14 protein-coding genes are annotated in these 14014 nt (G+C 64.1%); 11 read left to right on the top strand and 3 right to left on the bottom strand.

All coding sequences use genetic code 11. The annotated features are described in order from the left end of the window. Genes nuoH through nuoN form a run of 7 tightly spaced genes read left to right on the top strand, consistent with a single transcriptional unit; the run spans position 1 to position 7861 of the window. The gene (gene nuoH, locus CH273_RS20320; RefSeq protein WP_032398384.1) at positions 1-1281 is read left to right on the top strand and encodes an NADH-quinone oxidoreductase subunit NuoH; all 1281 of its coding nucleotides are present in this window, start codon (positions 1-3) and stop codon (positions 1279-1281) included. Continuing rightward, positions 1274-1831: an NADH-quinone oxidoreductase subunit NuoI gene (nuoI, locus tag CH273_RS20315; protein WP_032397860.1), complete on the top strand. Its 558-nt coding sequence runs from the start codon at positions 1274-1276 to the stop codon at positions 1829-1831. Before nuoH ends, nuoI begins: the two co-directional genes overlap by 8 nt. Beyond that, the gene (locus CH273_RS20310) at positions 1828-2589 is read left to right on the top strand and encodes an NADH-quinone oxidoreductase subunit J (protein WP_032397861.1); all 762 of its coding nucleotides are present in this window, start codon (positions 1828-1830) and stop codon (positions 2587-2589) included. The genes nuoI and CH273_RS20310 overlap by 4 nt, the downstream gene beginning before the upstream one ends. Continuing rightward, on the top strand, positions 2586-2885 hold the full coding sequence (gene nuoK / locus CH273_RS20305; RefSeq protein ID WP_032397862.1) for an NADH-quinone oxidoreductase subunit NuoK: 300 nt from the start codon (positions 2586-2588) through the stop codon (positions 2883-2885). Before CH273_RS20310 ends, nuoK begins: the two co-directional genes overlap by 4 nt. 13 nt (positions 2886-2898) lie before the next feature. Continuing rightward, positions 2899-4770: an NADH-quinone oxidoreductase subunit L gene (gene nuoL / locus CH273_RS20300; RefSeq protein ID WP_179275524.1), complete on the top strand. Its 1872-nt coding sequence runs from the start codon at positions 2899-2901 to the stop codon at positions 4768-4770. 32 nt (positions 4771-4802) lie between these two features. Next, positions 4803-6302, top strand: a complete 1500-nt coding sequence (locus CH273_RS20295; RefSeq protein WP_462052387.1) for an NADH-quinone oxidoreductase subunit M — start codon at positions 4803-4805, stop codon at positions 6300-6302. Continuing rightward, positions 6299-7861, top strand: a complete 1563-nt coding sequence (gene nuoN, locus CH273_RS20290; protein ID WP_052050310.1) for an NADH-quinone oxidoreductase subunit NuoN — start codon at positions 6299-6301, stop codon at positions 7859-7861. Before CH273_RS20295 ends, nuoN begins: the two co-directional genes overlap by 4 nt. A gap of 3 nt (positions 7862-7864) precedes the next feature. Here nuoN and CH273_RS20285 read toward each other — a convergent pair whose 3' ends face one another. Continuing rightward, positions 7865-8344, bottom strand: a complete 480-nt coding sequence (locus CH273_RS20285; RefSeq protein WP_032397865.1) for a DUF4188 domain-containing protein — start codon at positions 8342-8344, stop codon at positions 7865-7867. A 76-nt stretch (positions 8345-8420) separates the two neighbouring features. On the opposite strand from CH273_RS20285, the gene CH273_RS20280 reads away from it, so the two are divergent. Next, positions 8421-9014 (top strand): TetR/AcrR family transcriptional regulator, encoded by a 594-nt coding sequence (locus CH273_RS20280; RefSeq protein WP_032397866.1) that lies wholly within the window; start codon positions 8421-8423, stop codon positions 9012-9014. Here CH273_RS20280 and CH273_RS20275 read toward each other — a convergent pair. After that, on the bottom strand, positions 9008-9928 hold the full coding sequence (locus CH273_RS20275; protein ID WP_052050313.1) for a YdcF family protein: 921 nt from the start codon (positions 9926-9928) through the stop codon (positions 9008-9010). The genes CH273_RS20280 and CH273_RS20275 overlap by 7 nt on opposite strands. A gap of 125 nt (positions 9929-10053) precedes the next feature. Continuing rightward, positions 10054-10308: a hypothetical protein gene (locus tag CH273_RS20270; protein WP_032398387.1), complete on the bottom strand. Its 255-nt coding sequence runs from the start codon at positions 10306-10308 to the stop codon at positions 10054-10056. A 58-nt stretch (positions 10309-10366) separates the two neighbouring features. Between CH273_RS20270 and CH273_RS20265 the strand changes: the two genes are divergently transcribed. Genes CH273_RS20265 through CH273_RS20255 form a run of 3 tightly spaced genes read left to right on the top strand, consistent with a single transcriptional unit; the run spans position 10367 to position 14010 of the window. Beyond that, positions 10367-10897: a DinB family protein gene (locus CH273_RS20265; RefSeq protein WP_032398388.1), complete on the top strand. Its 531-nt coding sequence runs from the start codon at positions 10367-10369 to the stop codon at positions 10895-10897. A gap of 50 nt (positions 10898-10947) precedes the next feature. Further along, complete coding sequence (locus CH273_RS20260; RefSeq protein ID WP_045195472.1) at positions 10948-12474, top strand: aldehyde dehydrogenase family protein; 1527 nt, start codon at positions 10948-10950, stop codon at positions 12472-12474. Positions 12475-12498: 24 nt separating this feature from the next. Beyond that, positions 12499-14010 carry an APC family permease gene (locus CH273_RS20255; RefSeq protein ID WP_032397867.1) on the top strand — a complete coding sequence of 504 codons (1512 nt, stop codon included), beginning with the start codon at positions 12499-12501 and terminating at the stop codon, positions 14008-14010. Positions 14011-14014: the final 4 nt, after the last annotated feature.

Genomic DNA, 14014 nt, shown 5'->3' with positions numbered 1-14014 from the left:
ATGTTCGGCAACGATCCGTGGTGGTTGGTTGTCGGGAAGGCCTTGGCGGTCTTCGTGTTCCTGGTGCTCACGCCGCTGGTGGCGATCTACGCCGAACGCAAGATCATGGCGTGGATGCAGATGCGGGTCGGTCCCAACCGGGTGGGGCCGTGGGGCCTGTTGCAGTCGTTGATGGACGGGATCAAGCTGGCGCTGAAGGAGGGGATCACTCCGACCGGCGTCGACAAGCCGATTTACGTTCTGGCTCCGATCATTTCGGTGGTGCCTGCGTTCATGGCCTTCGCGGTGATTCCGTTCGGCCCCGAGGTGTCGGTGTTCGGTACCACGACGCCACTGCAGATGACCGACCTGCCGGTCGGGGTTCTGTACATCCTCGCGGTCACGTCGGTGGGTGTGTACGGGATCGTGTTGGCAGGGTGGGCGTCGGGCTCGACGTACCCGCTGCTCGGTGCGCTCCGTTCGACTGCGCAGGTGATTTCCTACGAGGTCGCGATGGGCCTGTCGTTCGCGGCGGTCTTCCTGTACGCGGGCACCATGTCGACGTCCGGAATCGTTGCTGCGCAACAGAACACCTGGTACGTGTTTCTGCTGCTGCCGTCGTTCCTGGTGTACGTGACGGCGATGGTCGGCGAAACCAACCGCGCTCCGTTCGATCTGCCCGAGGCCGAGGGTGAGTTGGTGGGCGGGTTTCACACCGAGTACTCGTCTCTTCGTTTCGCCATGTTCATGCTCGCCGAGTACATCAACATGGTCACCGTGTCGGCACTGGCGACCACGCTGTTCCTCGGCGGCTGGCGGGCTCCGATTCCGCTGAGTCTGTGGAGCGGTGCCAACTCGGGGTGGTGGCCCGTGCTGTGGTTCACCCTCAAGGTCTGGGTGTTCCTGTTCGTGTTCATCTGGCTGCGTTCGACGCTGCCGAGGCTGCGCTACGACCAGTTCATGAACTTCGGCTGGAAGATCCTCATTCCGGTTGCCCTCGTCTGGGTGATGGTGATCGCGACGGTTCGGGTCCTCGGGGCCGAGCGCTACGACGTACCACTGGTCACGTTCGGAGTGTCGATAATCTTCGCGGTGGCCGTGCTGGGTGCGCTGCTGCTGATGGTGCGCAGGCATGCACGGGAACGGAACGTGCCGCCTCCTGCATCTGTCGTCGAGTTCGATGCGTTGGCAGGCGGATTCCCGATACCTCCCATTCCCGAGCAGGGCTCGAATTTCCCAAGCCGGCACGCCGGTGTGCGCTCATCCGCCGCCAGGTCACCGAAGGAGAACGCCGATGCCTGAATTTCTCGGTCCCATAGCAGGTTTCGGGGTCACCTTCGCCACGATGTTCAAGAAGCCCGAGACGGAGCTGTATCCGGAGGAGAAGAAGCCCACCGAGATTCGCTACCACGGGCGGCATCAGCTCAATCGGTACGCCGACGGTCTCGAGAAATGCATCGGCTGCGAGCTCTGCGCGTGGGCCTGCCCGGCCGACGCCATCTACGTCGAAGGAGCCGACAACACCGAGACCGAAAGGTACTCTCCGGGCGAGCGCTACGGCGGGGTCTATCAGATCAACTACCTGCGGTGCATCGGGTGCGGACTGTGTGTCGAGGCATGTCCCACACGGGCTCTGACGATGACCAACGAGTACGAACTCGCCGGTGACAACAGAGCCGATCTGATCTACGAGAAGGACGCGCTGCTGGCCCCGCTGCAACCGCAGATGACCGCACCGCCGCACGCGATGGCGCCGGGCCTTACGTCCGAGGACTACTACCGGGGAGCCGTCACCGGCCACGAGTCCGGAGCCGAGCCCGCAGCCGAACCCGATGGTGGTTCGGTGCGATGAGTGCACCGGAAGCTGCGGTGCAGCTCGCCCTCGATGCCACGTCCACCGGTGAGGCCGTGCAGTTCTGGACCCTCGGTGTCGTCGCCGTCATCGGCGCACTCGGGGTGGTGATGAGCACCAAGGCCGTCTACTCGGCGTTGTTCCTCGCTGCCACGATGGTGGTACTGGCGACCTTCTACATGGCGCAGGGAGCGCTGTTCCTCGGTGTCGTGCAGATCGTCGTCTACACCGGCGCGGTCATGATGCTGTTCCTGTTCGTTCTGATGCTCGTCGGGGTCGACACCTCGGAGTCGCTGACCGAAACTCTGCGTGGCCACCGCATCGCTGCCGTCGTCATCGGAATCGGCTTCGGACTGTTGATCATCGGGGTACTGCTGCGCGACGCGGCCCGTGCCGGCCGGCTCGACTTCGCCGGTCTCGACGCCGCCAACTCGACCGGAAACGTCGAGGGCCTGGCAGAGCTGATCTTCGTCGAATACGTGTGGGCGTTCGAGTTGACCGGAGCACTGCTGATCACTGCCACGATCGGAGCGATGATTCTGGCGCACCGAGAAGTTCTGGGGCCGGTCAAGGGTCAGCGAGAGATGGCGCAGGATCGCTTCCGCGACGGCTCGAGGGTGACACCGCTGCCGAGCCCGGGAGTGTATGCCAGGCACAACGGGGTCGATCGCCGCGCCTTGTTGCCCGACGGAACCGAATCCGAGTCCTCCGTCAACGCCATGTTCGCCGATCCTCGGATCGAGAGTGACGAACGATGAATCCGGAGAACTATCTCTACCTGTCCGTTCTGTTGTTCGCGATAGGCGCGGCGGGCGTCATCGTCAGGCGCAACGCGATCATCGTGTTCATGTGCATCGAATTGATGCTCAACGCAGTCAATCTCGCGTTCGTCACCTTCTCCCGCATGCACGGCAACCTCGACGGCCAGTTGTTCGCGTTCTTCACCATGGTGGTCGCCGCCGCCGAGGTGGTGGTGGGCCTGGCCATCATCATGGCCATCTTCCGATCCCGTCGGTCGATTTCGATGGACGAGAACTCCCTGATGAAGAATTGACGGGGGCGTAGAAATGATGTCGATGCTGTGGCTTCTTCCGGCTCTGCCTGCGTTCGGTGCGGCGTTCCTGCTGCTCGGTGGCAGGCGTACCGACCGCTGGGGGCACCTCGTCGCGACGGCGGCAGCAGTGTCCTCGTTCGTCGTGGCCGCGGTGGTGTTCGGCTCGATGCTCGGTCGCGCCGAGTCGGGCCGCGCCCTCACCCAGACCCTGTTCCGGTGGGTTCCGGTCGACGAATTACAGGTCGAGTTCGGCTTGCGCGCAGATCAATTGTCGATCTGCTTCGTCCTGCTGATCACCGGGGTCGGTTCGCTCATTCACGTGTACTCCATCGGCTACATGAGTCACGACGCCGAGCGGCGTCGCTTCTTCGCGTACCTCAACCTGTTTCTGGCAGCCATGCTGCTGCTGGTTCTGGCCGACAACTTCCTCGGTCTCTATCTGGGGTGGGAGGGTGTCGGTCTGGCGTCGTATCTGCTCATCGGCTTCTGGCAGCACAAGCCGTCCGCCGCGTCGGCTGCCCGAAAAGCGTTCGTGGTCAACCGAGTCGGCGACATCGGCCTGGCGGTTGCGCTGATGATCATGTTCGTCAACTTCGGCTCCGTGCAGTACGACGACGTGTTCGCCGGAATCGGCGGGGCGGGCGAATCCGTGGCCACCGCCATGGCGCTGATGCTGCTGTTGGCGGCATGTGGAAAGTCGGCGCAGGTGCCGTTGCAGTCCTGGCTCGGTGATGCCATGGAGGGTCCGACACCGGTGTCGGCACTGATTCACGCGGCCACGATGGTCACGGCCGGGGTGTATCTCATCGTGCGCTCGGGACCGGTGTTCGAGGCATCTCCTGCCGCCCGCGCGGCCACCGTCACCGTCGGGGCGGTGACCTTGCTGTTCGGTGCCGTCATCGGATGTGCGAAGGACGACATCAAGAAAGCGCTCGCGGCGTCGACGATGAGTCAGATCGGGTACATGGTGCTCGCGGCCGGGCTCGGCCCCTCCGGGTACTCCTACGCCATCGTGCTGTTGATCTCGCACGGCTTCTTCAAAGCGGGCTTGTTCCTGGGCGCGGGATCGGTGATGCATGCGATGAACGACGAGACCGACATGCGACGGTTCGGCGGACTCCGCGTCGCGATGCCGATCACGTTCGTCACGTTCGGCCTGGGGTATCTCGCCATCATCGGACTGCCGCCGTTCTCCGGCTTCTTCGCCAAGGATCCGATCATCGAGGTTGCATTCGCCGCCGGGGGAGTGGCAGGCCCGATTCTCGGCTGCGTGACGTTGCTCGGTGCAGGCCTGACGGCCTTCTACATGACTCGGGTGATGCTGTTGACGTTCTTCGGTCCGAAACGCTGGTCCGCGCAGGCACATCCGCACGAGGCGTCGGCGACGATGACCGCTCCGATGATCGTGTTGGCCGTCGGCTCGGTGGCGTCGGGTGCCTTTCTCGCGGTGGGCGGTCGCCTCGAGACATGGCTCGAGCCCGTGGTGGGATCGGCTCACGAGGAGCACGCGATTCCGGCTTGGGTCGTCACCGTCGCCGTCCTGGTGGTCGTTGTGGTCGGCGCGACCGTCGCCTACCGCAAGTACATCGTCGGTGAGGTTCCGTCGACGCCACCCGAGGACGTGTCGGCCGTGACCCGAGCCGCACGTGCCGATCTCTACGGAGACGCCTTCAACGAGGCGGCATTCATGCGTCCGGGACAGACCCTCACGCGCGCACTGGTGCACGCCGACAACGGTATCGACGCCGTCGTGGACGGGGTGGGTAGCTCGATCGGTGGTGCATCGACGCGGTCCCGGCGGCTGCAGACGGGATACGTGCGGTCGTATGCGTTGGCGATGTTCGCGGGAGCCGTTCTCGTGGTACTGATGGTGGTGGCTCTGTGACTCCCTGGTTGACCGTTCTCTGGGTGCTCCCGATGCTCGGCGCGATCGTCGTCGCCCTGGTGCCCGCCGCTCGTCCGACCGTCGCGCGCAGTGTCGCAGTGGGTTTCGCTGCCGTGACCTTGGCCTTGTCGGTCGCCTTGGCAGTGTCGTTCGACTCCGGTGGCGATCGGTACCAGTTCGTCGAGGACCATTCGTGGATAGCGGCTTTCGGTGCGCGGTACACCCTCGGCCTCGACGGCATCGGCCTCGTGCTGGTGTTGCTCACCACCGTTCTCACGCCTTTGCTGCTCGTCGCAGGCTGGTACGACGGCAGTCGCGTCGCGCACTACGGCTCCCGTCGGGTGTCGCACACGTACATGGCGTTGATCCTGGTGGTCGAGTCGATGGTCGTCGTCTCGTTCCTTGCCTTGGACGTGTTGCTGTTCTACATCTTCTTCGAAGCGATGTTGATTCCGATGCACTTCCTCATCGGCGGCTTCGGGGGCAAGCATCGTACGCGCGCCGCGGTGAAGTTCCTGTTGTACAACCTCTTCGGCGGTCTGGTCATGCTGGCGGCCGTCATCGGCCTCTACGTGGTGACCGCGAGACCCGACGGGCCGTTCGACGGCGGGACATTCGATCTGCGCGTGATCGCCGACGCGGCGTCATCGGGCGGACTCGGAGTGGACCCGATGGTCCTGAACGCGCTGTTCCTCGGCTTCATGTTCGCTTTCGCGATCAAGGCACCGTTGTGGCCGTTCCATTCGTGGCTGCCCGACGCCGCCGTGCAGTCCACGCCCGCGACTGCGGTTTTGATGATGTCGGTGGTGGACAAGGTCGGCACGTTCGCGATGCTGCGGTTCTGTCTCGAACTCTTTCCTGGCTCGTCGCAGACGTTCGCGCCGTGGATCATCGCTCTTGCGGTCATCGGCATCGTCTACGGCGCGATACTGGCGATCGGTCAGACCGACATGATGAGACTGATTGCGTACACGTCTATTTCGCATTTCGGGTTCATCATCCTCGGCATCTTCGCCATGACCGGTCAGAGTCAGGCCGGTGCCACGCTGTACATGGTCAACCACGGAATTTCCACGGCCGCACTGTTCTCGATCGCGGGCTTCCTCGTCTCGCGTCGAGGTTCACGAGCGATAGCCGACTACGGCGGTGTGCAGAAGGTGGCACCGGTGCTCGCCGGCACGTTCTTGATCTCGGGACTTGCCACGCTCTCTCTACCCGGCCTCGCCCCCTTCGTGAGCGAATTCCTGGTGCTGATCGGCACGTTCGGTCGATACGGAGTCGCTGCGATCGTGGCCGCCGGAGCCCTGGTGCTGTCGGCGATCTACATACTGTGGCTCTACCAGCGCGTCATGACCGGGCCGGTCCCTGAAGACAACCGGACGGTGCCCGATCTCGTCCGACGCGAGCTGGCCGTGGTGGTGCCGTTGATCGCGTTGCTGATCGTGCTTGGTGTCTACCCGAAACCGGCGCTCGATGTCATCACTCCGGCAGTGCAATCCACGATCGTCGACGGTTCAGGAGGTCAGCGATGACCACACCCGAGGTGCAGTACGGTCTGCTGGCACCGATGCTGATCGTGTTCTCGGTCGCAGTTCTCGGCGTTCTCGTCGAAGCGTTCGTGCCGCTGCGGGCCCGTCGGCTCATACATCTGGGTCTTGCTCTCGCAGGACTGCTGGTAGCGCTGGCGGCGATCCTCGGTCTGGCCGGAACCGAGGCGTCGGCGATGAACGGGGCGGTCGCGATCGACGGCCCTACCCTTTTCCTGCAGGGAACCATTGTGCTGGTGTCGATTCCGGCAGTCGCACTGCTGGCGGAGCGCACCGTTGCAGTCACCGGGGCCGGTGCCGAGCGCCGGATCGATTCGTTCACTCCACAGGCATCGACCACCCCGGGCAGCGTGGCGGAGAAGGAGGCCATCGATGCAGGCGTCGCCCAGACGGAGGTATTTCCTCTGGCGATGTTCGCGATCGGCGGGATGCTGCTGTTCCCGGCGTCCACGGATCTGCTGACGATGTTCGTGGCGCTGGAAGTGCTGTCGCTTCCGCTGTATCTGCTCTGCGGACTCGCCCGACGGCGGCGGCTGCTCTCACAGGAAGCGGCTCTGAAATACTTTCTGTTGGGCGCGTTCTCGTCCGCGTTCTTCCTGTTCGGAGTCGCGTTCCTGTACGGATACGCCGGAACCGTTCGGTTGGACGGCATCGCCGACGCCATCGCGGTGGACGGTCCGGGCAGATCGCTCGCGCTGATCGGAACCGCCTTGCTCGCAGTGGGTCTGCTGTTCAAGGTCGGCGCGGTGCCCTTTCATTCGTGGATTCCCGACGTCTACCAGGGTGCACCGACGCCGGTGACGGCGCTGATGGCCACGGTGACCAAGGTCGCGGCGTTCGGTGCGATTCTTCGCATCTTCGGAATGGCTCTGCCCGGTCTCGACTCGAGTTGGCGACCGATGCTGTGGGTGGTCGCCATCGCGACGATGGTGCTGGGTTCCGTTGTCGCGGTGACGCAGACGGATGTCAAACGGATGCTGGCGTACTCGTCCGTTGCACACACCGGATTCATCCTCACGGGAGTGACGGCACTGGGTGATTCCGGTGATGGGGGTGACGCCGGTGTGTCGGCCACGATGTTCTACCTGGTGGCGTACGCCTTCAGCACTCTCGGAGGGTTCGCGATCATCGGGTTGGCGCGCGACGAACGCGGTGAGGTGAGCGACCTCGATCGGTGGGCGGGAATAGGCCGTCGGTCACCGCTGGTGGCGGCGGTGTTCGGGTTGTTTCTGCTCTCGTTCGCCGGGATTCCGCTCACCAGTGGGTTCATCGGCAAGTTCGCGGTGTTCAGTGCTGCCTCCGGTGCAGGCGGAGCGGCGCTGGTCGTGGTCGGTGTGGTGTGCAGCGCGATTGCGGCGTTCTTCTACGTGCGGGTGATCGTGCTGATGTTCTTCACCGATCCGGGAGAGACGACTGCCACGATCGTGCGCCCGACTGCCTCGGTGTCGTGCTCGATAGGGGCCTCGGTGGTGGTCACCGTCGCTCTCGGAGTCTTTCCGCAGCCCGTTCTCGACCTCGCTGCGCGTGCCGCGAACTTCCTGTAGCTCTTACTTCGCGGACTTCATTCGCTGCTTCCACGTGTGCGAGCCGGTACCGACCGGTAGTCCGCCGATGGCTCCCGCAAGGCCGAACGCAGGCATGTTGACGTAGATCGCCTCGCTGTTCTGTGCTGTGGCGGTATAGGTTTCGTGCCAGACGCCGACGTGGCGGGTTGCGGCCACCGATCGATTGAAGGCACGCCAGGCGGGCGCATGTGGTGCGTCGGGATCGGAGGCGAATCGCGTCAGATCCTCGGCAGTGCGCCAATAGCTGACCAGCATGGTGGTGCGCCCCAGCCACGAGTGGTAACCGAGCAGCCCGGAAGCGCGATCCTGCTCGAGATGGCCGAGCATCCGCGGCATCGCGCGCACCACGGGTAACCAGGAGCGAACGGCCACCGGATTGTTGATCCGCATTCCGATGAGGAAGACCGTGACGCTGTCTCGTTCGAATTCGACCGTCCGGCGGCCGTCGATGATGGGTGGCATGACGTGTTCCCGTCTGTTCGGTGGGTGAAGCATTGTGTGACACCGTTATAAAACACCGTTGTGATAGGTTCCGCAAGTGGCGAGACCCAGAATTCACGACGAGCAGTTGCGGACCCGGCTACTGGAGGCCGCGGCGGAAACCGTTGCGCACCAGGGCGTCGACTCGTTGTCGCTGCGTAAACTGGCCGCTGCACAGGGCACATCCACAACGGCGATCTATTCGCTGTTCGGCGGACGTACCGAGTTGCTCGTGGCACTGTTCGCCACCTCGTTCGCGAGTTTCGGGGACTCCCAGCGCCGGGTTCCGGTCACCGGCGATCCCGAAGTGGACCTACGAGAGCTCGCCGTCGCGTACCGCACCTGGGCACTGGCCAATCCGCATCTGTACGCGGTGATGTTCGGGGGAGTGCTCGGTTCGATCGATGTTGCAGACGAGGCGCATCGCGCGGACGCGGCCATGGATCCGCTCCGCGCTGCCGTGTCGAGCGCCGTTGCGGCGGGAACCATGGACGGGGCGTCGGTCGAGTTGATCAGCCACTCGTTCTGGGCGATCGTGCACGGATTGGTGTCGCTCGAATTGGCAATGCCCTCGACCGCCGACGACGAGACTCGTCGGGCGATGTTCGACGCGGGAGCGGAGTGCGTGCTGCGCGGGTGGACGCGTCAGTAGGTGCGCGGTATTCCGAGAATCTTGGTCGCATCCACGGTCATACCCAACCGCGCCGTAGGAGCGAGTGTGGGCAGGTCCGGGACATCGTCGACATCGACGGTCGCAGCGCCCATCACGTCGGATCCGGCGATCTCGAAGTCCGACATCGCGCGCCGTAGGTGGCTCGGAGTCGTTGCGAGCACCAGATTCTCGACGCCGATCTCGGCTGCCAGTGCGGTGGTGCGCTGTGCGTTCTGCACCGTCGAATTCGCGGTCGATTCGGTGTGAATGCGATCGGCCGCGATGCCTTCGTCGACGAGCCATCGGTGCATGGCCTCGGCCTCGGTGATACCGCTCTGCGGATTCCCGCCGGTGACGACGATGGGGGACTCGGGGGAGCGCTCCGCCGCGGCGACGGCCGAGCGTAGACGTGCCACCAACTCGTCTGTCATGCTGCCGTCACCCTCCAGCCCCAGCCCGAGCACCACGATCGCGGTACGCGGTCCGTCGGTGGTCGGGGCGAAATCGATTGTCTGCGTGGCGGCTTCGTCGATGATGGCGATGGCGCGATCGACTGCATCGGCGAGGGTTGGAGACAGGCCGCGCAGGCGGGTCCTGTGCTCCGTCAGAGCAGCGGTATCGGCGGTCGCGTTGGCATAGAACGTCTGCAGAGCTGCCACGTTGGCGTCGTCCGGGGCAGCGGTTGCGAGCGCATCGAGTGCCGCGAAACCGGCGTCGTAGCGCCCCTTCACCAATGCATTCTGCGCGTCGTTGTAGCGCTCCGCGTCGGCCGAACGGACCGTTTCGGCGACGGTTGCCGGGGCCGAGGCCTCGGGCGCGGCAACCGCCGAGATCGAGCCGAACCCGACAGCGAGCGCGGCGGCGCAGGACACCACGGCAACGCGAACGGTCGGTCGTACTCGGCCTTGTCGCACTACTGACGTCCTTTTCGAGCGGTGACGGGTTTCCGCCACCCTAGCTCAATTCGGTGCCGGTGTGACTGGTGTGAGCAGAGTTGTTCGAGTTACATGAATGTACTTCTGAGCAGGGACTTCTTCCGTCACAAAGTGACCGGGGCGCGTCCGCGATCGGCGGGTTCGATGGTCACCTCGGCATCGGGAAGAAAAACGCGCTCGGTCGTCGTGGTGCCGTCGACGCCGTCGGTCACGGTCACCGCCACGTTCTCGGCGACCTGGCCTGCGCTTTCGATGAACCCGGTCGCGACACCCTCTTCTATGAGCAGGTGATCACCCACCAGGAGAAGAAGCTCGTCCGCCGTCACCGTTCGTCTGCCGCCCACATCTTCGATAGTCATGAATCCCACCGTAATGCGCGGCGCTGCACAGCGCCGTCGCATGTTCGACAATCTCTGCATGACCGAACGGCGGAAGACATGGACAGCGCCCACACCCGAACAGGTCACGGGTCCGCTCGTCGGCGACGAGCGGCCGATTCTCGAAGGAATGCTGCAGTGGCATCGAGCGACACTGCTCAACATCTGCGCCGGTGCCGACGCCGAACAGTTGGCGTGGCGACCGTTTCCGCACTCGACGCTCTCCCTGCTCGGACTCGTGCGTCATCTGGCGAAGGTCGAGCGCATCTGGTTCCGAGAGCGACTGGAGTCGATGTCGTTCGCTCCGATGTACGACGCGGCGTTCGGTAAGGACTCCGACTTTCTGGGAGCGACCGAGTCCGGGGCCGAATCCGACTTCGCGCGATTCTCCGCCGAGTGCGGTGCCTCGGACGAGATCGCGGCCCGGCACTCGTTGGACGATCTGGTCGACTCGCGCGGTGGGCCGATGTCGCTGCGGATGGTCTACGTGCACATGATCGCTGAATATGCCCGGCACAACGGACACGCGGACATCATCCGCGAACAGATCGATGGAGTCATCGGCCGTTGAGGGCATAGCGTAGACACACCACCCGACCCCCTACGAAAGAAGGTGTTTCGGTGACCGATTCCGATGCAGCACTCGACCCGACCTCGCTGCGCCCGTCGTTGTACATCGACGGACAGTGGCAGGGGGCCGGTGACGGCGGTACCAGAGACATCGTGAACCCAGCGGACGGCAGCACGGTCGCCGTGGTGGACGAGGCCACGCCGGACGACGCTCTGCGGGCGGTGGCAGCCGCGCGAGCGGCGTTCGACGACGGACCGTGGCGCTCGGTCACGGTGGCCGAGCGCCGCGATCTGCTGAACCGCATCGCCGATCTGCTCCAACGCGACAAAGCGACGTTGGCGCGCATCGAGACCCTCGACACCGGAAAGACATACGGCGAGAGCGAGATCGACATCGACGACGTGACGTCGGTCTTTCGCTTCTACGCCGATCTCGCTGTGGTGCAGGCCGATCGTCTGATCGACGTCGACCGACCCGAAATCCTGAGCCGTGTGGTGCACGAGCCCATCGGTGTCTGCGTCATGATCGCACCGTGGAACTACCCACTGCTGCAGATCTCGTGGAAGATCGCCCCCGCGTTGGCAGCCGGCTGCACCATGGTGCTCAAGCCGAGCGAGGTGACTCCGCTGTCCACCATCGCGTTCACCAAGCTGGTGGAAGAAGCCGGAGTGCCGGCCGGTGTGGTCAACCTGCTGCAGGGCAGCGGCGCGGTTCTCGGGGACGCGCTCACCAGGAACCGCGACGTCGACTTCGTCTCGTTCACCGGCGGACTGGCGACGGGCAGACACATCCTGGCCGCGGCGGCCGAGAACGTCACCAAGGTGGCCGTCGAACTCGGCGGCAAGAATCCACACATCGTGTTCGCCGATGCGGTGGCCGACGAACAGGCGTTCGCCGACTCGGTCGACAACGTCCTGACCGGAGTTTTTCTGCACTCGGGTCAGGTGTGTTCGGCAGGCACTCGACTCATCATCGAGGAATCGGTCGCCGACCGCTTCGTCGCTGCGGTGGCCGAACGGGCGAAAACCATCGTCATCGGGCCGGGCATGGACCCGGCGAGCGAGACCGGGCCACTGGTGTCGCAGGCACAGCGAGAGAAGATCGAAGCCTTCGTGGCGACCGGCGTCGAGGAGGGCGCGACGCTGGTCATCGGCGGAACGAAGCCGGACGATCCGGCCCTGGACAAGGGTAGCTATTTTCTGCCGACGATCTTCGACCACTGCAATCGGTCCATGAATATCGTGCAGGAGGAGACATTCGGGCCCATACTCACTGTGGAGCGCTTCGGCACCGAGGCCGAAGCACTCCTGTTGGGTAACGATACGAATTACGGTCTCGCCGCAGGAGTTCGGACATCGGACGCCGCGCGAGGCGAACGGATGGTCCGTGGGCTTCGCCATGGCACGGTGTGGCTCAACGACTTCGGTGTCTACACCGCTGCCGCGGAATGGGGCGGCTTCAAACAGTCCGGCAACGGACGCGAGCTCGGACCGTCCGGAATGTCCGAATACCAAGAGGCAAAGCATATTTGGCACAACACCTCACCCACCGCGGCGGGGTGGTTCGGTACCCGATAGCGAAAGATCGGAAAGGCCAGGCGCATGGCACTACTGAACGACAATTCGAGCGGAATGGACGACTTCGGTTACAAGGAGTCACTCGATCGAAGTCTCGGGAAATTCGCCAGCTTCGCCGCGGGAGTCAGTTACATCTCCATTCTCACCGGCACGTTCCAGCTCTTCTACTTCGGTTTCGGCACCGCCGGGCCGGCGTATCTGTGGTCGTGGCCTGCAGTGTTCGTCGGCCAACTCTGCGTGGCCTTGTGCTTCATGGAGTTGGCCGCGAAGTATCCGGTGGCGGGATCGGTGTACAACTGGGCGAAGCTGTTGGGCCGCAGGATCGTCGGCTGGTCGGCGGGCTGGTTGATGCTCACGGCATCGATCGTGACACTGTCTGCCGTCGCTCTGGCTCTGCAGTTGAACCTGCCACGTATCTGGAGTGGGTTCCAGATCATCGGTGACGGCTCGGGTGCCACCGACTTCGCGGCCAACGCAGTGCTGCTCGGTGCGATTCTGATCGCGATCACCACCACGATCAATGCGCTCGGAGTCCGGCTGATGGCCATGATCAACAGTGCGGGCGTGTTCATCGAACTCATCGCTGCCGTTCTCATCGCGATCCTGCTCGCGGCCAACATCACTCGCGGGCCGGAGGTGTTCTTCTCGACCAACGGCTACGGAGCCGGCGAGAGCGGCGGCTACCTCGGTGCCTTCCTGGTCGCGTCGCTGGCGTCGGGTTACGTGATGTACGGATTCGACACCGCGAGCTCGCTCGGCGAGGAGACGGTCGAACCTCGGCGCACGGCCCCCAAGGCGATCTTTCGCGCCATCCTCGCCTCGTTCGTCATCGGCGGAGCCATCCTGGTGTTCGCCGTCATGGCCGCACCGGACCTGAACGATCCTTCCCTCGGCAGTCCCGACGGCAGCCTGCAGTCCATCGTCGAATCGGTGATGTGGGGCCCGCTGGGCACCGTCTTCCTCATCTGCATCGTCATCGCGGTCTTCGTTTGCTCACTGGCAGTGCACACCGCGGCGATCCGGCTCACGTTCGCCATGGCCCGAGACAACGCGTTGCCCTTCGGCGAGAGTCTGGCCAAGGTGAATCCGAAGACCCAGACCCCGGTGGTGCCCGCGGTGACCATCGGCGTGCTGGCCATCGTCATTCTCGTCGTCAACATCGGTCAGCCGCAGATCTTCACGGTCCTCACCTCGATCGCGATCATCATGATCTACCTCGCGTATCTGATGGTCACCGGTCCACTGTTGGTCAAACGAGTCAAGGGTGAGTGGCCGCCGGCAGATCTGAAGCCCGGCGGATACTTCACGATGGGCAGGTGGGGCCTGCCGGTCAACATCGCGGCAGTGGTGTGGGGCGCTGGAATGGCGATCAACCTCGCGTGGCCGCGCGAGGCCGTGTACGGAACCCCCTGGTACAACACGTTCGGAGCATTCGTCTACATCGGCGGCATCCTCGGCGTTGGCCTGCTGTGGTACGCAGTCAAGGGACGCAAGCACATCGGCACTCTGAAATCACATGCCTCCACGGGCAACTAGAAGG

It is taken from the genome of Rhodococcus sp. 05-339-2 (assembly GCF_002258965.1).
Taxonomy (GTDB): Bacteria; Actinomycetota; Actinomycetes; order Mycobacteriales; family Mycobacteriaceae; genus Rhodococcoides.
The sequence above is the reverse complement of the archived record's forward strand: the minus strand, read 5'-3'. Positions and strand labels throughout refer to the sequence as shown.

Excerpts from the sequence above, each read along its gene's own strand:
- nuoH (WP_032398384.1), top strand. The coding sequence starts at position 1 with ATGTTCGGCAACGATCCGTGGTGGTTGGTTGTCGGGAAGGCCTTGGCG.
- nuoI (WP_032397860.1), top strand. The coding sequence starts at position 1,274 with ATGCCTGAATTTCTCGGTCCCATAGCAGGTTTCGGGGTCACCTTCGCC.
- CH273_RS20310 (WP_032397861.1), top strand. The coding sequence starts at position 1,828 with ATGAGTGCACCGGAAGCTGCGGTGCAGCTCGCCCTCGATGCCACGTCC.
- nuoK (WP_032397862.1), top strand. The coding sequence starts at position 2,586 with ATGAATCCGGAGAACTATCTCTACCTGTCCGTTCTGTTGTTCGCGATA.
- nuoL (WP_179275524.1), top strand. The coding sequence starts at position 2,899 with ATGATGTCGATGCTGTGGCTTCTTCCGGCTCTGCCTGCGTTCGGTGCG.
- CH273_RS20295 (WP_462052387.1), top strand. The coding sequence starts at position 4,803 with ATGCTCGGCGCGATCGTCGTCGCCCTGGTGCCCGCCGCTCGTCCGACC.
- nuoN (WP_052050310.1), top strand. The coding sequence starts at position 6,299 with ATGACCACACCCGAGGTGCAGTACGGTCTGCTGGCACCGATGCTGATC.
- CH273_RS20285 (WP_032397865.1), bottom strand. The coding sequence starts at position 8,344 with ATGCCACCCATCATCGACGGCCGCCGGACGGTCGAATTCGAACGAGAC.
- CH273_RS20270 (WP_032398387.1), bottom strand. The coding sequence starts at position 10,308 with ATGACTATCGAAGATGTGGGCGGCAGACGAACGGTGACGGCGGACGAG.
- CH273_RS20265 (WP_032398388.1), top strand. The coding sequence starts at position 10,367 with ATGACCGAACGGCGGAAGACATGGACAGCGCCCACACCCGAACAGGTC.
- CH273_RS20255 (WP_032397867.1), top strand. The coding sequence starts at position 12,499 with ATGGCACTACTGAACGACAATTCGAGCGGAATGGACGACTTCGGTTAC.